General features: G+C 59.5%; 13 protein-coding genes and 4 pseudogenes. 6 read left to right on the top strand and 11 right to left on the bottom strand.

Annotation, left to right across the window (positions count from 1 at the left end):
• A complete protein-coding gene (locus tag ACSQ2W_RS19635; protein WP_436087934.1) occupies positions 1–1,011 on the top strand; it encodes an alcohol dehydrogenase catalytic domain-containing protein in 1,011 nt (336 codons plus the stop codon).
• A 578-nt stretch (positions 1,012–1,589) separates the two neighbouring features.
• On the opposite strand, the gene ACSQ2W_RS19630 is transcribed toward ACSQ2W_RS19635, so the two are convergent.
• Together ACSQ2W_RS19630 and ACSQ2W_RS19625 are read right to left on the bottom strand one after the other, a co-directional pair.
• Positions 1,590–2,972, bottom strand: coding sequence for an alpha/beta fold hydrolase (locus ACSQ2W_RS19630; RefSeq protein ID WP_436087933.1), 1,383 nt, complete (start codon positions 2,970–2,972; stop codon positions 1,590–1,592).
• A gap of 1,100 nt (positions 2,973–4,072) precedes the next feature.
• Complete coding sequence (locus tag ACSQ2W_RS19625; protein WP_436087932.1) at positions 4,073–6,949, bottom strand: ATP-binding protein; 2,877 nt, start codon at positions 6,947–6,949, stop codon at positions 4,073–4,075.
• A gap of 269 nt (positions 6,950–7,218) precedes the next feature.
• Here ACSQ2W_RS19625 and ACSQ2W_RS19620 point away from each other — a divergent pair, with 269 nt between their 5' ends.
• Together ACSQ2W_RS19620 and ACSQ2W_RS19615 are read left to right on the top strand one after the other, a co-directional pair.
• Positions 7,219–7,614, top strand: coding sequence for an Ohr family peroxiredoxin (locus ACSQ2W_RS19620; RefSeq protein ID WP_258163062.1), 396 nt, complete (start codon positions 7,219–7,221; stop codon positions 7,612–7,614).
• Between the two features lie 259 nt (positions 7,615–7,873).
• Positions 7,874–8,611: an SDR family oxidoreductase gene (locus tag ACSQ2W_RS19615; RefSeq protein WP_436087931.1), complete on the top strand. Its 738-nt coding sequence runs from the start codon at positions 7,874–7,876 to the stop codon at positions 8,609–8,611.
• 365 nt (positions 8,612–8,976) lie between these two features.
• On the opposite strand, the gene ACSQ2W_RS19610 is transcribed toward ACSQ2W_RS19615, so the two are convergent.
• A complete protein-coding gene (locus tag ACSQ2W_RS19610; protein WP_436087930.1) occupies positions 8,977–10,557 on the bottom strand; it encodes a Swt1 family HEPN domain-containing protein in 1,581 nt (526 codons plus the stop codon).
• 534 nt (positions 10,558–11,091) lie between these two features.
• Positions 11,092–11,193: pseudogene (locus ACSQ2W_RS19605) on the bottom strand (RidA family protein); the annotation flags it as partial.
• Positions 11,194–11,195: 2 nt separating this feature from the next.
• Between ACSQ2W_RS19605 and ACSQ2W_RS19600 the strand changes: the two are divergent.
• The 3 genes and pseudogenes from ACSQ2W_RS19600 to ACSQ2W_RS19590 form a co-directional block, all read left to right on the top strand.
• Positions 11,196–11,861 (top strand): annotated as a pseudogene (locus ACSQ2W_RS19600) (tetratricopeptide repeat protein); the annotation flags it as partial.
• 262 nt (positions 11,862–12,123) lie between these two features.
• Positions 12,124–12,450, top strand: a pseudogene (locus ACSQ2W_RS19595) (adenylate/guanylate cyclase domain-containing protein); the annotation flags it as partial.
• Between the two features lie 15 nt (positions 12,451–12,465).
• Complete coding sequence (locus ACSQ2W_RS19590; protein ID WP_436087929.1) at positions 12,466–13,107, top strand: peroxiredoxin-like family protein; 642 nt, start codon at positions 12,466–12,468, stop codon at positions 13,105–13,107.
• Between the two features lie 423 nt (positions 13,108–13,530).
• On the opposite strand, the gene ACSQ2W_RS19585 is transcribed toward ACSQ2W_RS19590, so the two are convergent.
• The 7 genes and pseudogenes from ACSQ2W_RS19585 to ACSQ2W_RS19555 all read right to left on the bottom strand — a co-directional run bounded on the left by ACSQ2W_RS19585 (position 13,531) and on the right by ACSQ2W_RS19555 (position 20,317).
• Complete coding sequence (locus ACSQ2W_RS19585; protein ID WP_436087928.1) at positions 13,531–14,886, bottom strand: FAD-containing oxidoreductase; 1,356 nt, start codon at positions 14,884–14,886, stop codon at positions 13,531–13,533.
• Positions 14,887–15,112: 226 nt separating this feature from the next.
• The gene (locus tag ACSQ2W_RS19580; RefSeq protein WP_436087927.1) at positions 15,113–15,349 is read right to left on the bottom strand and encodes a tautomerase family protein; all 237 of its coding nucleotides are present in this window, start codon (positions 15,347–15,349) and stop codon (positions 15,113–15,115) included.
• 80 nt (positions 15,350–15,429) lie between these two features.
• A complete protein-coding gene (locus tag ACSQ2W_RS19575; RefSeq protein WP_436087926.1) occupies positions 15,430–16,143 on the bottom strand; it encodes an SDR family NAD(P)-dependent oxidoreductase in 714 nt (237 codons plus the stop codon).
• Between the two features lie 89 nt (positions 16,144–16,232).
• Positions 16,233–17,533 (bottom strand): annotated as a pseudogene (locus ACSQ2W_RS19570) (epoxide hydrolase family protein).
• 130 nt (positions 17,534–17,663) lie between these two features.
• The gene (locus tag ACSQ2W_RS19565; protein ID WP_436088933.1) at positions 17,664–18,260 is read right to left on the bottom strand and encodes a VOC family protein; all 597 of its coding nucleotides are present in this window, start codon (positions 18,258–18,260) and stop codon (positions 17,664–17,666) included.
• A gap of 124 nt (positions 18,261–18,384) precedes the next feature.
• Positions 18,385–19,191 (bottom strand): SDR family NAD(P)-dependent oxidoreductase, encoded by an 807-nt coding sequence (locus ACSQ2W_RS19560; protein ID WP_436087925.1) that lies wholly within the window; start codon positions 19,189–19,191, stop codon positions 18,385–18,387.
• A 70-nt stretch (positions 19,192–19,261) separates the two neighbouring features.
• A complete protein-coding gene (locus ACSQ2W_RS19555) occupies positions 19,262–20,317 on the bottom strand; it encodes an enoyl-CoA hydratase/isomerase family protein (protein WP_436087924.1) in 1,056 nt (351 codons plus the stop codon).
• Positions 20,318–20,354: the final 37 nt, after the last annotated feature.

Genomic DNA, 20,354 nt, shown 5'->3' with positions numbered 1-20,354 from the left:
ATGAAGGCCGCAGTTTTCGACCGGCTCGGCGCACCGCTCAAGATCATGGACGCGGAAGATCCCAAGCCGAAGACAGATTATCTTCTACTGAAGGTCTGCCGCTGCGGCATTTGCGGCTCGGATCTTCACATGACAGAGGATCCGGTCTTTGGCGTCAAATCCGGCGACATTCTCGGTCATGAGTTTTCCGGCGAAGTAGTCGAGGTCGGTTCGAAGGCCGGGGCCTTCAAGGTCGGCGACCAGGTGACGGTCGCGCCCAATCGCGGCTGCGGCCATTGTGCCAACTGTTTGAAGGGAGAGCCCGCCTGGTGCGACAGCATGGCGCTGATCGGCGGCGGCTATGCACAATATTCCGCCGTTGCCGGCCGGCAGTGCCGCAAGTTGCCATGGGGCATTTCAGCCGCCGACGGAGCGCTGGCCGAGCCGCTCTCGGTGGCGCTGCATGGGCTGATGCGAGCAGGCATGGGGCAGGGCGATCGAGTGCTGATCATGGGTGCAGGCGCCATCGGGCTTGCCGTCGCCTTCTGGGCCCGCAGGCTCGGCGCGGGTAGCGTGGCGGTGACCGATCTTCATCACTACCAGGAAGCGCGCGCGATGGAACTTGGGGCGAGTGCCTTCATCGCCGCCGATCCGGCTCAGGCGGCGAATATCGAAGCGGCCCTCGGTGGCCCGCCGGATATTGTCTTCGAATGTGTCGGCAAGCCGGGTCTCGTCGATCATTGCATCAGCCTTGTCCGGCCTCGCGGCAAGATCGTCGTGCTGGGGCTCTGCACCGTGCGCGACCATCTGGACAGTTTCCGGGCGATCACCAAGGAGGTCACTGTCATCATGTCGGTATTCTTCAACATGCATGAATTCACAACCGCGATCGACGCGCTGGATTCGGGGCGTTACGCGCCGCAGAACCTGATTTCCGAAACAGTGTCGCTGGGCGGGTTGCCTGACGCCTTCGAGGCGCTGCGCAAACGCACAACCCAGTGCAAGGTGTTGGTGGATCCGTTCCGTGTGTGAATCGCAGAATGGTCTCGATGAGTCCGGGTCTAACGGTGCGAATCTCCTCAAGGCGAGGAGTGAACAGTCACAGCGGCTAACTCTGCAACGCGCTGCGGCGGCTACTGGGCGCAGAGCGGAAAATAACTTCCGCGCAAAGTAGGGTCCCCAGCCAGCAATTTATGCGATAGGAAATTGCAACGGGGAGAACCACGCTTCCGCCAACGTGATCGACGAGCCAGCGCTCAAATGCTTGTAAAGCCGATGCTTTTTCCAAAGTCGTCCGCCTTAAAGAAGTGCTCTTCACAGGCGCAAATTGTGCCTGCCTGGGGACCTTGGATTCTCACATGATTTCAAAGGTTTAGAAAAATCGCCTTTGAATTCCCTATGTTTTTCCGTCGCGAGCGACCGTGGATGCCATCTTTGTGCCCTGGCTTTGGGCTTCAGTCAACAGGCAGCCCGGACCGGCAATAATTTCCGCTCTTGGAGCCCAAAGCGGACCTCGCACGTCAGGGTGTTAAGGTCTGAATCGGGTGGACAGCAGAAGTTCGAAGCGAAACCGCTGAAAAGCCGCTTTGCGCGCCCATAGCGGCCATATTTCAATGGTTGTACGCTGTCAGGAACCTGGAGTACTCGTCAAAGAACTGTTCGAAGGCAGCCGTGTCCTCCATGAGCACATGATTGTTTCCAGGAAGCTCAACGAAGGTCGCGTTAGGAATAAGCGTAGCCATGAGACGCCCTTCCTCTATCGGCGCGACGCGATCGCCGATGCAATGCAGGACCAACGTCGGAACATTGACCTGCTTCGCCAACTCCGTCACATCGACCGTGCTGTTCATTTTCCAGATCCGCATCGCCGCTTCCGGACTCGTAGCAATGCGCTGAAGTTCGTCGAAATTCGCAGCTATCTCGGGCTGAGCGTCGGGCATGAAGGTTGTTGTAAAAAAGTGCCTGAAGACTGGATTGGTCGAGCCCCAGCCGTCGCGGATCATCATCGTCCCGACTTTATAAAGGTGCTTTTGGTCCGGTTGCGTCCGCTTGAGCCGACCCCGAAGAAATCCGCCCAAGAGGACGAGGCAGGTCACCTGCTCGGGATTCTCCACGGCGTAGCGGACACTGAATGAGCATCCTTGCGAAATGCCGAGAAGCGCGAACCGGCTCAGTCCAGCAGCGGCTGCGACGGTCGACATGTCGCCAGTCATTGCCCCCTCGGATACAGCTTCGACGCCCCAGTCCGATAGGCCATTTCCCCGCTGGTCGAATCGTACCAGCCGGCACAGCCTCGCCAACCTGACCAGCCATGGGTGCCAGATTGGACTGCGCCATTCATACTCCAGATGGTTCAGCCAATTCGGTGCCTTCAGCACCGGCATCCCTTGGCCAATGCTGGCCCACGCGATCTGCACTCCGTCTGGGGCAGTGGCGAACTGTACCTGTTGTTGCTGCGCAGCTTTGGGAAGCTCCGGGCTAGGCAGCGAAGCGTCGGGTGTCCACTGCCAAACACGGATGGGGCGGGAGATATTCTTCACCCGCTGGTTGCCCATGTCGCGAAAAGGCACTTTGATCTTATCCGCGACCGCTTGATGTACAATGTCGGAGATGCAGATGCCGCCTGGCTTCGCCAGCCCCTCAAGGCGGGAAGCCACGTTGACGCCATCGCCGAAGATATCTCCATCCTCGAAGAGGACATCCCCGAGATTGATCCCGAGGCGGTAGAGAATGCGGCGTTCTTCCGGTGACGCTCCCTCACGGTCCGCCATAGCCACTTGGATGTTGATGGCGCAACGGACGGCATCCTGTGCTGAAGCGAATTCGACCAACATCCCGTCGCCCGTGGTCTTGACGATGCGGCCTCCACGAGTTGCGATCTGCGGATCGAACAACTCCGTGCGGTGCACCTTCTGACGCGTAAGGATATCTTCCTCATTTTGCTCCATGAGGCGGCTATAGCCTGCCATGTCGACGGCCAGAATCGCGGTCAAGCGGCGTTCCACAGAGCGCGTCCCCAGAGTTTCAGCCAGATATCACACTACCACATGTCGGCGATCGGATTAAGATTGAGCGCAAGTGCCGAGCCTTTGAAAAAATGCACATCGTAATGCGACGACCGGCTGAACGGCCGCATCGGGGTCGGAACTTTCCAGTCAACTTTTACGCGGGAAGGTCTTAAAGGGTCGAAACGAGCCAGCGCCGACCGGGCTGCAGACGACAGCTCTTGGGCTCAAAGCGGAAGAATTTGCCCCTAACAAATTGGGTCCCCAGCCAATTTTTGTGCGACCGTAGATTGCGACATCGGAGTAGCGCGAAGCTGCGGCTACCGGCGTGGAAAAGGTATCATGTGGCTGTAAAACCTGAAGATTTTTTGGAGACGATCGTCAGAGGAGAATGAGGCGCTACAGGCGTAAATTGTGCTTGCCTGGGGACCTTGGATTATCACATGATTTCAAAGGCTTATTGGAATCGCCTTGAAATTCCCTCTGTTTTCCTGTCGCGAGCGACCGTGGGTGCCACCTTTGTGCCCTGGCTTTGGGCATCAGTCAACATGAGAGGGCTAGCGGCAATAATTTCCGCTCTCGGGGCCGAAGTTGCCGTTGGGCGATCAGCACGCGCATGGCCGCTCTGCGCCGGCATTTCGGCCGTTGAACTAATCATGGCCGCCCCTCAAAAGCTGACATCCGAGCAACTGGACGAGGTGGTATCTTTGCGCCAAGAGTTTCCATCAAACTCCGTGCTCGTGCCCCTCCATTTAGCGCATCTGGGGGCCCCCAGGAACGCGTCGAATAGCCGACACCTTCGTATAGGTGGCGCCACTGTTGGGCGGCCCACTCCGTGCCCACGGTCAGCTTGCGGTCACGTCAAAATAGTCGCGAGCTGCCTTTTGGCGGTGGTTGGGTTGCGTGCCAACAGCGAGGTCTCGCGGGGCTTTTCTGATCGAAACCGAGGACTCATGTTGAGATAGCATCAACTCCTCTCGCACAATCGAAGAGAATGGATGTGTTGGCGTGTAAGTTGACCGAAAGGTACCAGCCGCTATGAGCCCCGAGAAATAGTACGGCACCACAGATCGAACTGCAGTTGAAGTTCATTCGGTATTTGGTTGGCGCCTGATCAATGCAGTTTTTGCCAGTAACCGCTCTGCGGCCATCAGGTCCGCAGTGTCCAAGCCCTCGCTAAATCGTTGAAACACCGGCTGCAGCAGCGCCCGCGCGTTGCGCGCCCTTCCGTCGCCGACCCAGAGCGCAGCGAGATCGGTCGCAGCGCGCAGCTCCCATGCGCGGGCGCCAATTTTCCGGCTGTACTCAAGGGAGCGCATGAAGCACGTCTCTGCACCATCGGTCGAAGCCGCCAGCATTGACAGAAGGAGATTTCCTCTCATGCGCAACAATTCCGGCATGTAGCAGAGGTCTCCATTTTTCTCGACGAGGTCGATCGTCCGGTCGATCCGAGCCATGCCCTCCCCGATCTCGCCGATCGCCGCCAGCCCCTTGACGATCGAGATCTCCAGCATGGTCGTGAATACCTCGTAGTTCGCCGCATGAAGCTTTTCGACACATCGCCGCAAGGTCTCCAGACCTGGCTCCACTTCGCCCCGGCGAATTGCGACCTCTGCCTCGAAGCCTCTGGCAACAGAGACATAGGGCGACAGGAAATGCAGTCCGGCGCGCGAGATCAGCCATTCGATGTGCTCCTCGGCGCTGCGAAGGTCATCGCGCCAGAGGAAAACGGCAATTCCCCCGAGCAATGCGATGCATAGGGTCAGCGAATGATCGAGCGCCGCCGCGTCACGGATCGTCTGACGCGCACGGATGTCGGCTTGCGCAGGATTGCCCTGTAGCCACAGGTTCCGCGCGAGAATCCCGCCCGCCAGGTGCCTTCCTTCGAACCCGACATAGCTCGCCGGCGTCCGCCGCGGCCCTGGCGCGCCCTTCACCGCCGCCTCCAGTTCGATGCGAGCTCCGTCCAGATCGCCTGTGAAATGCAGCGAATTCCCTAGAAAGAAATGCCCCAGTTCGAGCGTTGCAGCATCCGTCATCGTGGAAGCGAGTTCCGAACAACGCCTTGCGTAGCGAAGGGCGGCGTTGAAGTCGCCAGTACGCATCTTGAGCATGTTCAACGGCCCCAGTATCCGCAACTGATCGAGCGCATTGCCCCGTTCCTCGGCGATCTGCAGCGCTCTATTGAGGGCAACTTGCGAGGTATCACGGCCGCCTTGCATGTACATAAGGGAGATTCCCAGGCCGGCCTGAAGGTGCATCTCCTCGACGCTTCCCCGCGAGGCGTCGTCCAGTGCGAGAAGCGCCTGCTCCGACCAACGCTGACATTCGGGGAAAAGCGACATCACCTGGAAAACGGGCACTGCGGAAGCCGCCAGGCTGATGCCTACCTCGACATCGCCGTTCTCCCCAAAACACCATTCCAACGCTGCTCGTGCGTTGTTTATGCTGATGAAATACGGCACCCGCTCATGACCCGTCGACAAGCTCGGCCAATCAGAGCCGAATTGCTCCAGCCAACGCTGATTGTATACAGCGTGGCGCGCAGCCGCTCCGGCACGGTCCTCATCCGCCAGAGATTGAAGTGCATAGGCACGTGTCGTGTCCAGCAGCCGGTAGCGCATCGTCGCACCGATCGGATGGGTCGCAAGCAGTGATTTTGCCACAAGACTTTCGATCGCGCCAAAGATGGCGAGCTGATTCAAATCCGGGGTGGAGGACACCTCCATTGCCGCATCAAGCGTGAAGTCTCCGACAAAGATCGCCAGCCTGCGAAGCACGACGCGTTCCATCTCCGTGAGAAGGCCGAAGCTCCAGTCGAGAGTGGCCTGCAGCGTCTTCTGGCGCGGTGGTGCTGTCCGGGATCCCGTCCATCCCAATGTCAGATGCCGATCGAGAAGCTTTGCGGTCTCAAGCAGACCATAGGTCTCGACCCTTCGCGCGGCCAATTCCAGGGCAAGTGCCATGCCGTCCAGTTTTCGGCAGATGCTCGCGACGACGCGGACATCGCGGTCGCTGACATCGAGAGATGCTCCGCTGGCCGCAGCCCGCTCCATGAACAACTGGATTGCGGGAAACGACAAAATCGCTTCCATCGAAATTTCCGGATCATCCGGTGGGCAGGCGAGCGTGTCGAGCCTGTAAACGCTTTCGGCTTCGATCCTCAGGGCCTCGCGGCTTGTGGCGAGGAGATACACATGCGGCGCGGCATCGATTATATTTGCCACGAGATCCGCAATTGCGTCTATCAGGTGCTCGCACGTATCGAGGACCAGCAGAATTTGCTTGTCGCACAGATAGGCAAGCAGGCTGGGAAGCACATCGTTCGATCCGACCGGCAGCCCGAGCATCGAGGCGATACCGGCCGCGACCAGGCCGGAATCGCTCAGCATGCCATAGTCGGCGAACAAAACAGCCCCGTTGAAGCTTGGCGCGACATGGTGCGCCACGGCAGTGGCGACCGTGGTCTTTCCGACGCCGCCAACGCCGACGATGGTGACCATGCGTGACTTCATCAGCTTGTCGGACAGACGCAGGACATCTTCCTCCCGGCCGACCATCCGATCAAGGCGGCCTGGAAGGATCGCATGACGGAAATCGCCGTCTGCCCGAGTTTCCGGCGGAGCTCTCAGCCGGGTGATCGGCGCCACGAAACAATAGCCTCGGCCCGCGATCGTCGTTATGTAGCGCGCGCCGTCCTGGCCGTCGCCAAGCGCCTTCCTCAGACCCGTCATGTGAAAGCGCAGGCTGCCTTCCTCGACGATGACATCTGGCCAGACCCGTGAAATCAGATCTTGCTTGCTGATAAGTTTGTTGGGAGCAGAGGTCAGCGCGATCAGCAAGTCCATGGCGCGCGCGCCCAGTTCGATCGAGACCCCTTCCCTGGCAAGGAGGCGCTGGCTCACACTCAGAGTGAAGGGACCGAAGGACAGTCCGTCAGCCGTATCGTCCCAAGCTCCAGTCATGACGTTACCTGCAGCAATCCCCACCCAAAGCCCTTTATACGCCAAGGGGTTCGCCGATGCTATCGAGGAAGACGGGCGCGGTTTTGCTCCGACGAAAGCAGCAAAAGCAGGCCCAACACCCCTATCCGGCCCCAAGCAAAAACAGCCCTAATAGCGGCTATTGACGTCTAACAACGCATAACGTGCGATTCCGGTCTCGGTGAAGTAGCTCTTGGTCAGCACAGAAGTGCAGTCACTCAAACATCAACAGCTACAAAAGGAAATTCGCTATGACCTCCAAGGTAATCTTCACTGGCAAGACGCACAACACCAACGGCCGCGACGGCGGAACCCGCAGCAGCGACGGTCAGTTGGACATCAGGTTCAAGCAGCCGCACCCCGCTGCAGAACACCTGTTCGGTGCCGCCTGGTCGGCCTGCTACATGGGTGCGATCGAGCTCGCCGCATCGCAGAGGCAGATCAAGCTGCCGGCCGGAACATCGGTCGACGCCGAGATCGATCTGAACGCCGAGGAAGGCTCTTACTTTCTGAGCGCTCGCCTCAATGTCAGCGTCCCCGGCATCGATCCCACCATTGCTCGCGAATTGCTCGCGGCCGCTCACAGCATCTGCCCGTATTCCAAGGCGACGCACGGCCACGTCAACGTTGCGACCAACCTGATCTGAACCGCCTTTGTCGGGTCTGTCTGTGCAGACAGGCGGACCCGACCAATCAATCAACTGAGCGCAAGCATCGGAATTGGCAACTCATGTCGTTCGCCAGGTGAACTGCTCGCTGAGAAGTCGAAATAGCATTCACAACTGGACCGCTTGCCGAGACCGTGTCGATTTCAACGCAGTTAGCTGCGCTTCCACGCGATCAGAAGGCGGATCAATACGCGCAGCGCCTGGCAATAACCGGCGTATTTTTCAAAGGAACGGAACAATGACAAGGAAACTTGAAGGCAAGGTAGCCGTCATAACAGGCGGCAGCGCCGGCATCGGGCTTGGCGCAGCAAAGCGCTTCGTCGAGGAAGGTGCGCAGGTGTTCATCACGGGGCGTCGCCAGTCAGAACTCGACAAGGCCGTCGCCGAGATCGGCGGAAACGCCACGGCAATCCAGGCCGATGCCGCCAACCTCGCCGATATCGATCGGATCTACGAGGTCGTCAAGGCAAAAGCCGGTCGTATCGATGTCCTCTTCGCCAATGCCGGTCTATACGAATTCGGAACGTTCGGCGAAATCACCGAAGACCATTTCGACAAGACGTTCAATACCAATGTACGTGGTCTTCTCTTTACCGTGCAGAAGGCGCTTCCGCTGCTCTCGGCGGGCTCTTCGGTGATCCTGACAGGGTCGGTCGCTTCGATGAAGGGCTACCCGTCTTTCTCAGTCTATGACGCCACCAAGGCGGCGACCCGTTCATTCGCCCGTGGCTGGATCGTCGACCTCAAAGGACGCGACATCCGCATCAACGTGCTGAGCCCAGGCTATGCGGAAACGCCCGGCTTGTCAGTTCTCACCGATCAGGCCGTACGCGATGCGATGAAGACGCTCGTGCCGCTTGGCCGCTTGGGCAATCCGGACGATCTCGCCAAGGCCGCCGTCTTCCTAGCTTCCGATGACAGCAGCTACATTACCGGTATTGAACTCTTCGTCGATGGAGGCCTCGGCCAGATTTGACGGAGGAGGCGGGCCGAAAACCCGCCAGGTCCGTCCTTCGGACGTCAGCAAAGCACAGATGTCTCCAGTTGAACGCTGCGAAGTCCTCCGTGGAGTTTTGATGGATCAAGCCATTTGTCTTCGGTGCCGCGCCCATCAAACCGCTCTTCAATGGCAAATTGGCAAACAAGCCTGCGGGTGCATAATCTGCACGTGCCTTCTCAACAATCGGGGCCAATTGAACTGAAGTGTCCGCTCATGATGGGAATGGACCCGGCGATCAATAGGCTTGTCCGCTTTGGGCGAATCCCGACCTTGGCGCCGAGTACCCAGATGTCTACTTCCTTGTTGGGAACCCTAGGAGCGGACGGTCTACAGTCGGCCCCCTAACGGTCCGATTCAGCAGCGAGCTTCCACGCGCCATCGCCAGTCATCTGTTCGGAAAGCCGCTGAACCACGCAGATCACTTCTACGAGGCGCACGCCGTCGATCCGGCGCATGTGCATCGTCGGACGTCGGACTGCGATTAACTTCTGCATGTCATGGTCGAATTCAGTCTTCTCGACGAACACATCGCCGAATACTTCATCCCAATTTTTCGTGCTCTGAATGATCCCTGACAGCTCACCCAGTTCGGTGAAATGGACGAGCGAGGCAAATGCTTCACCGCGCCCCATCGCCGCCTTGCGGATCTCCTTAGCCTTGCCGATCAGGTTCGACGCGCGCAGCTTGAACCAGTCAGGACCGAAGCGCTCTTCGAGCTTGCGCTCGACATAGGCACGCAGCTCCTGCTCGAATTGTCCGACCAGCGCATAGGCATCCTTGCTGGTGCCGCGCGACCGCACTGTCATCGATATTTCGCCAAGCGTCACTACCGCCACGGCGTTGGCCTCTGAGCGAAGCCCGGCAGTCAGCCCGCTCTCGATCATGATCTCAAGCGCCATGCCGGGCTCGGCGACGATCAGCCCTTCATCGACCTCGGCCTCGCGGTACATGCGCTTGCGCACGCGCCCGTCGCGCCAGAAATTCTCCGGTAGATCGACGCGGGTTCGCCATTCGCCGAACAGCGATTGATAGGCGTCGAGCTGGAAATGGCTGCGCCGGTCAAACGCTTCGCTGATTCCGGCGAGCGCCGACATTTTGAGATGGGTCGCCGCGAAATTTGCTTCGAACCGTGCGGTCAGCCCAAGCATGGCGCTCATCTTGGTCTGATCGAGGGCTGCCGAGCCGATGAAAGTTTTGGCGATCGCATCGCGCATGTCGTCGACCACCGTGCCAAGCCCGGCACCCAGCACCTTGGTGATGTCGGGAGTGTCGATCCGGCCGAGTGTGCTCGCCCATTGTGAGGTTTTAGCGATGTCACCGAACGGCCCGGCAAGCGACGCCAGCAGCGATTTGCGGACGGTGCGCTGCTGTTCTTCGAACTCCTTGATCATCGATCCGATGTCGCGCAGCGGGCGCATGGCTTCTTCAACCGCCCGCTGCGCCTGGCTGACGGCGCTCGCCAGGGATGGACCAATCTTGAGCGGCTCCAAGCCCTGGATCGCCGCAATCACCTTCGGATCGATCGAGGGCATGATCGCGCCGATCGAGGCGAGCCTGGCATGGTCGATAGCCAACGGCTCTATCGCATTTAGCTTCGCCGCCAGCGCCGCGGATGGTTCGAGCATCTTGCGCATCGTTTCCATGCGCGCGATCTCGGCGGCACCAAAGGCCGGGCCAAGTCCGAGCGCGACCTGTTTGGCGAGCTGCTGCGCAGGCGAATTGGCGTAATCGCGGGCGAGTTTTGCCGCCGGGGACTCGTAAAGCTCCCGCGCCATTTTGATCGAAGGTGATCCCAGATACTCACGGGCGAGGCGCTCGGCCGCGAGTTCGCGCCCGCCGCGTGCGATCTCTTCGGCGGCCGTCAGCGGCTCGCCGCAGGCGATCTTCGAGAGCTTGTCGCTCGCACTGTCATCGTCCTCCACCGCTACCGCCTGTTCGTTCGTAGTTCGATCGGCGGCCGCGCGCCGCCCTACCCATATACAATCTCGCGCGTCCGTTTGCACGTCACCGTGACCAAAAACTATCGCGTCCCCAGTTTATAGAACTAATGAGCTGGCTTGAGCGCGAGGCTGCGGCAATCAGGCCCATCGCCAGATCGTGACCTACAACCTCAACCGCGGCCACGATGCCTTCATCGCGCGCCGACGCGGTTGTCACGCTAGACACTGTTCGGCCAAGTGTACGGGGGTTGCCGCAGAACTTGCATCTGAAAAGAGCGGTAGCCGGCGACTGTCCCAAAGACGGAACCTTGCCAGAAGGACGTTCGGTTGCAGCCCTGAGCGCCATTGAGCTGTCTTCAGATTGATGATCGCTTCGCGCCGGCATCTCGGCCGTAGAGAACAGCTTTGCCACGTCCGAAAAGCAGACGTTGGCGGCAACGACCCTGGAGGTCGCGGTTGCGCAATGAACGGTCATTCGCGCCGCACCCCGCAAAGGTCGTGAACCGACCCTAAGCGTCACCCGTCAATTTCCACTTCCGCTTCGCAGTTTACAGGCGCATTCAAAGGGATGGCCATGCCGATGGACGAGCGGGCGTGGGTGCCAGCGTCAGGGCCGTACGCAGATCTGGCGGGCGCGGGTCAACGCAGGCCACATCGCCTATGGCTGGACAGAAAATCCCGCCGCGGACGGGAAGGAAGGACTCGATGCGGCTTTGCGGGCGATATATATCGACGCCCGGAATCCGTATGCACACTATGCGCTGGCGATTGTGTCGGCCTACACAGGCAGGGCTGACCAGGCGATCCTCGCAGCCGAGCGGTCCATCGAACTCGGTCCGAGCTTCGCCTTGGGGTATCTCGTCCTCGGCATGGCCCGTCTTTTCGTGGGCGATGCGGCCGGCGCGCGAAAGCCGCTGGCTCGTGGCCTCGAACTCAACCCCCATGATCCGCAGAATGCGGTCTGGTTCAGTCTCTTGATGCTTGCGCTGTTCTTTTCGGGCGACGTCGAGGGCGCGCTTGACACGGGGCGTGCGGCGCTAAAGGCGCGGCCTGACTGGCCGGCGCTGCTCCGCATTCAGGCGTGCTGCCACACGGCCTTGGGACATAGTCAGGAGGCTCGCCGCTTCTCCACCGCTGCAGGCGATCTCCCGGAGCCTGCCGGCGATGCGCTTGGTCCGTTCAGAGATGGCAACAAGGAATGGGCGACCCGCCTCGAGGGCCTGCTGCGAGAGGCGGAACATCAAACGACCGGTTCCGGTCGTAACGCCATCTGTCCTGAAGACTAGGCAAACGACCGCTTTCCACCGCAGTGGCCGTCATTCGCGCTGCTCGCAACGGGCTACTGCTCACCAACCGCGACGGATAGGAACCGGAAGAATCGACCCGTTGATGACCTTGGTCGTCGCAGACTTGAGCGTCCAAAACGAGGTCGGGAACCGGACCTTCAGCGCAATAGCATTCGGGAGTGCTCTCGTGTGAGGTCATTCGCCACATTTGGCATCCGGTCACATCGAGGCCGCCCGAGTTTCAAGACGTTGAACACGGGGAGGTGTACCGGCCGCCGAGAAGGCAATCGAGATCCACTGTGCGCTCGACCAACGTGAGCATCTGGTGGTGCCGTTGATCGTCCTGGCGCTGGCGCAAATCCACCAATGCCACGGAAGCCGGAACTCGCTGTCCGTTATTATAGCGAGCGCTCATGACGGCTCGGGAGACGGGCGAACCGCAGATGCTTTTTCCGTGTTAAGATGGGCTTGCAACGCTTAATCTCGACCTCGGCAATGTGGCAGAAGCCAAACGCTAACTTACTCTGGCGCCGGAGTTTGCGCCCAGCACGGGCTCAAACCCGACGCGCTTGTCGTGTTGCCTTTTCTTGCGAGGAGGTTGTCCATGTCCACGAGTAGTGTCAACGGCCCGCTGCAGCCGGGCGACCGGGCACCAGATGTTGTACTCGATGCCATCTCGCGCGAAGGCAAGGTCGCGCTCAATGATTTTCGAGGCCGTAGCCCGTTACTGATCGGTTTGTTTCGAGGCCTACACTGTCCGTTCTGCAGGCGCCATGTCGCGGCGATGGCGCAACTAAAACCGGCCCTACATGAGAAAGGCGTCGAATGCCTGGCGGTGGTCAACACGCCCGTCGAACGCGCGCGGCTCTATTTCCGGTACCACCCGACACCAGATCTTCTCGCGGCGTCCGACCCGGAGCGAGCCTCGCACCGTGCTTTCGGCTTGCGTGAGGTCGGGATGGACACGGTCATGGCGATACGGGTCCATCTTCCGGGCGAGTTGCCCGAGCCTATGGACGTAATGGCAATGAACGAGTTTCTCAACAAGAAGGAAGGATATGAGATTACGGAAGCCGATCAGCAGATGATGGCTTCCGGCCAGGCGCAGCTTGTCGGTCAGTTCCTACTGGACCGGGCGGGGATCGTACGCTGGAGCTTCACTGAAGTTTTGGAAGTTGGCTATACGTTCAGGGCGCCGAATCCCGAGGAACTGATGTCGGCGGCTTCCGAAGTCGCACATCAATAGGCTGCTGAAAACTCTCTCGACGACCACCGTCCTGTGGTAATTCCGTGGGTTTGAGCCATCATCAAGGTAGTCAAGCGCGGCGGCTAAGGTCTGCCCGTAAGCTTCGTAGCGATTTCCATGCAACGGCCCCGCGGAGTGACTTGGCGCTGGAGTGAGCAAGCCTCAGCGGATATGCGGGGCCACGTCCGCTCCTTGCGGCGATCACGTCGTTTCAGACCTTGGCATCGGGCGGCCATGTGTCTGGTTTTCGTGTTGCACCTCCTAGCAGCGGACGGTCGGCAGTCGGCCCCGAATCGGTCGTTCAACCCAGACCAATTTCATGTACGGTCTAGAAAATTTGACACGGATGGAAGTTGTAACAACAGGGTCGACGGTTCTGATCCCTTCAAGGCGTCCATCCAATATGGGTGGGATTTAGGCGTTTTACCCCAAACTCCTCAGAAGCGTCGGTATCAACTCCGACACTGTTGGATGGATTGGAACCGACCACTGGAGATCGGTGTAACGGGTCCCGGCATTCATGGCATTGATGATGCCGTGGATTGCTTCGTCGCCTTCGATGCCGAGTATCGCTGCTCCGAGGATTTCCTTGGTGTCGGCGTCAGCTACCACTTTGATGAAGCCCATGGTTTCGTCGCGCTCCTTCGCACGTCCGACCCGGGCCATGGGGCGTTTGGAGACCATGATCTTCCGGCCTGAGGAGGCTGCTTCCCTTTCTGTTATTCCAACCCGACCCAGCGGGGGATCAATATAGAGGGCATATGCCGGAACACGGCTCGACAATCTACGGTCTTCGCAATCGATAAGGTTGGCGGCTACGATCTCGAAATCATTGTAGGAGGTGTGCGTGAAGGCTCCGCGCCCGTTGCAATCGCCGAGCGCGCCGATTCCCGGGACATTGGTCGCCAGCTTGTCGTCGACGACGATGTAGCCGCGGGCGTCTATTGCGACCCCGGCGATGTCGAGGCCGAGATCATCCGTGTTCGGCTTGCGCCCGGTCGCCACAAGAACGTGACTGGCATCGATGTCGGCGCTATCCAGCGATATTCTTGTCCCGTCGCCGCCTCTCGCAAGGGCGATCCGTTCCGCACCCGTGCGGACGTCAATACCCTCCGCCTCAAGGATTTCCTGAATGGCTTGGGAAACATCGCTGTCCTCGCGCGGTGCGATATGGGCTCCGCGCTCGATCACTGTGACTTCCGAGCCGAACCGTCGGTACATCTGCGCGAACTCCAGGCCGATATAGCTTCCGCCGATGACAGCGAGGTGGCGAGGCAGCGTGTCGAGGTCGAGGATTGACGTGCTAGTCAGATAATCGATGGCGTTGATTCCCGGCAACTCGGGAATGACCGGGCGAGCCCCAACGTTGAGGAATATCCGCGGGGCGGTGAAGGTCACGCCATTGACGCCAACCCTGTCGGCTGCCTCGAACCGAGCGTGGCCATATATAATGGCAACCCCATCCATATTGCCAAGCCAATCTGCCAGCCCGTTCCGGGCGTCCATGGTTATCTGGTGTACGCGGCGTCGAACGATTTGCATGTCGACTGAGACCGCGCCCTCGATTTTAACGCCCAACTCGGCGCCACGCCTGCTGACATAGGCCGCGCGGGCGCTGGCAACCAGAGTCTTGGTAGGCATGCAGCCGGCATTGACGCAGGTTCCGCCGAGGAATTTTCGTTCAATAAGCGCAACCTTCATGCCGCGTTCGGCCATTCGTGCTGCGAGGGAGGGGCCGGCCTGGCCAGCGCCGATGAAAATCGCATCGAACCGTTGCATCAGGCTGCTCCGAACTATCCAGTCGTTGATCCTCGAGGACGCGTTTCGCCGCCGCTCCTCGCTTAGCGACTAAGGTTATCACATTACCCTGTCCAGGCGCACCGGCCCTGCGGTCTGAGGCCTCCGTTTCCGGGGCAAGAGGTTCAGGTCAAGCCCTTTACCTCTCACCGACACCCTCCGTTTGGGTAATCAAACGCAGGGTGTCCGCGATGGCAGGTCAGCTTTTTCAGGACTTGGCGGCGGCGCGCAGCTTGCGGTATTGCGCCGTCGGAAAGCCGCCCCAGCCCCAGTTGTCGAGGTCGACCTCCTCGATGACCACGTAGGTCGATTCAAGCGGCTTGTTCAGCACGTCGAGCAGCACCTCACTGACCCCCTTGATGATCGCCGCCTTTTCCTCGGCGGATACCGAATTGCGGCCGGGTGCAGATCGTTCGCGAGTAACCTGTACGGTGACGATAGGCATTGCAGTCTCCTTTTCGAGAGTTTGATTTTGCGAGCTTTGATGTGCCAGTTTCGGCACCTGCTCGAACCAGCATCAGGTGCTTACCAACGTCCGGCGTTTTGGCCGCCATCGACGTGGAGGATCTCGCCGGTGACGAAGCCCGCGGTCTCCAAATAGAGGACAGCATCGACGATATCGCGGATTTCGCCCATTCGCCCGACCGGATGCAGGCCTGCAAGAGCGGCGTGCGTTTCCGGCGGGTTCATCGGCGTCTTGATGATCCCCGGCGAGACAGCGTTGACGCGAACGCCGCTCTTGGCGAACTCGATGGCAAGCTCTTTGGTTACGGCGTTCAGGCCGCCCTTGGTCAGAGAGGCAAGCGCTGCTGGTACACCGGCAATTGGCTGGTTGACCAGGCTTGTGGTGATCGTGACGATGTGGCCCGAGCCCTGCTTCAGCATCTCGGCGGCGACGCGCTGGGTTATGTGGAAGAAGCCGGTGACGTTGACGCCCATGTTTCTGTCGTAGTCTTCCTGGGTGAACTCGAGGAACGGTTTGGCAACGAAGACCCCGGCATTGTTCACCAGCGTGTCGATACGGCCGAAGCGCTCAAGCGCTTCATGGACGATGCGCTCGGCAGTCTCGGGCTTGCTGATATCGCCGGCTACCGCGAGAATATCAGCATCGGAATGGGCCTCGACGGATCGGGAGGTGGCTATGACGCGGTAGTTCCGGTCGCGATAGGCGCGCACCAGAGCGGCGCCGATGCCTTGCGATGCGCCGGTGATGATGGCGATTTTCTGTTCAGTGCTCATGACTGATCCTTTCACGGAGGCTGGCAGTAAAGACCTCAAGATTTCCGCGTCAGATGACCTGCGCTCAGCACGTCATCTATTAGCGGTGCTTAACTCCGCATGGTCTTGAATGCGGTTCTGATCTCTTCGCTGAACAGTTCAGGTTCCTCCCAAGCTGCGAAATGCCCGCCTTTGGAAACCTGGTTGTAGTAGACGAGTTGTGGATAGGCCCTGGAAAGCCACTTCTTCGGCGGCTTGTAGACTTCGTCGGGCCGGCCGGAACTTTGATGGGGGGCAATTTTGCTCCGGAAACGGTGTTCTCCCAGTAGTTCCGTCCGCTCGAAGGGCCGGTATTCGTCAGCCAGTACAGTGTGATATTATCGAGGATAGCATCCGTACTGAGGGCCTTTTCCGGATCCCCGCGAGTAAATACCCAGTCGGATATCTTGTCGTATAGCCATGCCGCCAAGCCTACAGGCGAGTCAGCGAGGCCGTAACCTATTGTCTCGGGACGCGTGTTCATGATGGCCGCATAGCCGAAGCCGTTGTTAACGAAATCACGAACCTCTCCGAAGACTGACTTTTCTTCCGGGGAGAGACTGTCTGGTACTGGTGCGCCGTTCATGAGCGCCTGTGCTGCTGCAGTGGGAAACGTTGTCGCGCGTTCGACCCGGTTGACGTGGATGCCCAGCAGACCATCGGGTGCCTGACGGCCAAGGGCATCACTGATGATCGCGCCCCAATCGCCGCCTTGGGAGACGTAACGGTCATAGCCGAGACGCTTCATCAACATGTCCCATGCCGCAGCGATGCGTTGAGGATTCCAGCCCGTGCTGGTCGGCTTCTGCGAGAAACCGAAGCCAGGGATCGACGGGAGCACCAAATGAAACGCATCTTCCACCTTGCCGCCATGGGCCGTCGGATCGGTGAGAGGCTTGATCACGTTCAGCAATTCGAAGACCGACCCCGGCCAGCCATGCGTCATGATGAGCGGCAGTGCGTTTTCATGCCTTGAACGAACGTGGATGAAATGGATGTCCAGGCCATCGAGGTTGGTCAGGAACTGGGGAACCGCGTTGAGCTTCTCTTCGGCCTTTCGCCAGTTGTAGGAAGTCTGCCAATAATTGATCAGTCTCCTCATTTTGGCCGACTGGACGCCCTGAGACCTGTCGGTCACCGTTTCATCATCCGGCCAACGGGTCACGGCCAGACGCTGCCGTAAATCGACGAGGGCGGCCTCGGGAATTTCGGCCCGGAACGGCTGGACCCGCTCGACGGCCGCGGATGCTGCGTCGAGCGGGTCGGCTGCTGTCACCACCAACGGGAGGATGGCCGGGGACAGTCCAATCGCAGCACCGCCGAACAACAAAGAGCGTCGAGATATCTGCATTTTTGATTTTTGTCCTGTCATGGCTGGCATCCTTCGTCAGTTGGGTTTATTTGACTGGTTCGACGAGGGCGACACCCTTGCTGACGATGTAGGTGGCGAGTTCCGATGCCTTGCTGTCGCGGCGAGGGCGGGTTGAGAGGCAAGCACGGTTTCAGAGTGGCAGCGGCTGGCCGGTCTGCTCTGCCACGATGTATGCGGCGTACCAGTCTGGCCAGTTTGCATCATATTGATCACCGTTCCGCTTTTCGTGTTCGCCGTGAGCGGAGGCGGCGCGTCGAAGCGCGGCCGCAAGCTCGATCGACGAAGTGAACGTCGTTATGTCCGGGTCTACGCGTCCTGGCAGCCTGGTGGTGACCTCCTGCAGGAGCCAAGTATTGCCGTCCGGGTCACTGAATGTGGCGAACGAGCCGTAGCTGCGCCGCTGCGGATCTCGACCGTTGATCGCAGGCTTTCCCGGACCGGCGCGGTGAAACACGTTGCTTACCGCGACGCCGCGGACGATCAGCTCGGCCCGCGTCGCCTCGATGTCCGAGACGACAAGGAAAAGGCCCTGCGCTGAGCCTGGCTCAGCTGATGTAGCGCTCGTTCCAAAGTGTACGGAGCCGGGTGAGCCGGAGGGAGTGACCTGCACGACCCTGAACGTATCTCCGACGGTAAAGTCGGCATCCAGTCTCCAGCCAAGGCCGATGTAGAAATCCTTGGCGCGTTCGACATCCGAAACCGGGATGGAGACGACCTCGAGCTTCATGTCGAGAGGTCGCGCGTTCACGGTCCCGATTGCCGTTTTGGATATTTTCTCTCCCTGACGGGTTTCCTCCATCTGTGGCATTGTCGCTTCCTTTCTAGTTGAGTTGGTGATGTGGATCGGCACACTAATCGGTGGCCGGTGTGCGGTAGCGAGCTGATGGGTTGCTAAGCGAAAGGCTGGGGATCAGTCTCTGCCGTGCCGCTTCGTATGCGTTCCAATCCGCCTCATCCGGGAGCGAGGGAATCGAGACCAGCTCGCCCTGATCCAGGCCGGCAAGTGCTGCATCGACGAGGTCATGCGATTGCATGACCATCTTGCTGGGCAGTTGGTCTACGGAGCCGCCGGCCGCGGCCCAGAAATTAGTCGCGGTGGCGCCTGGTAACACGGTTTGGATACGGACGTTTCTGTCGGAAAGCTCCTTGTGAAGTGATTGACTGAACGCCAGCACAAAGGATTTGGTGCCGCCATAGACACCGTTCAAAATCTCCGGAGCGATCGCGACGGCCGAGGAAATGTTGATGATCGTGCCACGTCCGCTGGCCACGAATGCCGGAACAACAGCGTATGTCAGCCGTGTGAGCGCCGTGATATTCAAGGCGATCATCGCCTCCATCTCATCGACGTCTGACTCGAGCAGCGATACCAGAGCGCCGACACCGGCGTTGTTGACCAGCATAGTGATGGCAGGATTGGTGGCCAACAGAGTCTCGATTCGCTTAAGATCCGTCTTGTCGTTGAGGTCGGCCGCGACTGTCTGCACGCTACGGCCCGTTGCGGCGACGAGGCGTTTGGCCACATCGTCCAACGCGCTTTGGTTGCGTGCCACGAGGATGAGGTCGTAGCCGCGGCGCGCCAGGCGATCCGCATAGATGGCTCCAATGCCGGCGGACGCACCGGTGATCACAGCGATACCGTCTTTGGACGTAGTCATTAGGGCTTCTCCTGTTTGCTGTGCGCGAGTGAAGGCGCGCTGTTCAGATCGCCTCGACAGATTCCGAGAGTTAGTCCTGTGTGAGGGTCTCAGTGTAATGACCAAGTTTGCGTTCGATCTCGCCGTTGGTTTGCAGACCCAGTTTCATAAGTTGGGTGATTTTGGCTTGCGCCTCAGGACGTTGAACGGATGTTATGAATGCATCCCATCCGGCGGCGATCTCCGGATCACTCGGAAGGCTTGCGAAATCGACTAGCCGCTTGGTGTCGGCAATCGCTTTGCCGTCAAAGGTCGAGATGCGCATAGCGAGCGCATTCACGAAACCATCGAGCTGATCGTCCGGCAGCGAGCGATTGACGTAGCCATATCTCTCGGCCAAATCGCCGTCGATGTCGTCGGCGCTGAGCAGGATTTCCAGTGCCCGCCCGCGGCCCATCAGTCTTGGAAGCCGCGCCATTGGTCCGCCACCCGGTACGAGCGCCGCGCCGACTTCCCACTGGGACAGGATGGCCTTTTCGCGGCTTGCGAAACGCATATCGCTTGCCAACGCAAGTTCGCTCCCGACACCGGTTGCTCTTCCGCGGATCAAACTGATCGATACGACCGGTGCACGAGACAAGCGAACCAGCATGTCGGGCAGAGGATGAAGACCAGTCGGCCCGGATGGCAAGCCTGTCGAATCCGACAGCGGAGGAACGAAATCATAGTGGGTAAGAAAGAATCCAGGAACTGCGCTGTCAAATACGACGACCCTAAGGTTCGGATCATTTTCGATCGCGGTAACCACAGTATCAAGCTGCGGGATGGTTTCCGGGCCGAAGATATTGAATGGTGGATTGTTGAACGTTACGCGCCAGTAGGAAGGCGTGCGGCGCTCCACAAGAACCTGATTTGCGGATGAAGTTGCGCTTCGTGGCGACGTATTTGCCATCACTTGGGTTGTCGCAACTTGAGCGGTGTCGGTGGCGCTCATTTCTGCGCCGGCCGCCGCGGCCGCACTGGCGCTCATGATAGCGACGGCAAGAGCCCCGGCCGAGACAACACTGGGTTTGCGTGCCCCGACGGATTTTCGCTGCGTCAGATCACTCTTTTTGACGGCTGCGGCACCAAGCGGCGACTTCTCCAATGGCTCGTGCGGTACAGGCAATAGCGATATTGCTGAC

It is taken from the genome of Pararhizobium sp. LjRoot255, assembly GCF_964252905.1.
GTDB lineage: Bacteria > Pseudomonadota > Alphaproteobacteria > Rhizobiales > Rhizobiaceae > Pararhizobium.
This window is presented reverse-complemented; position numbering and strand designations above follow the sequence as displayed.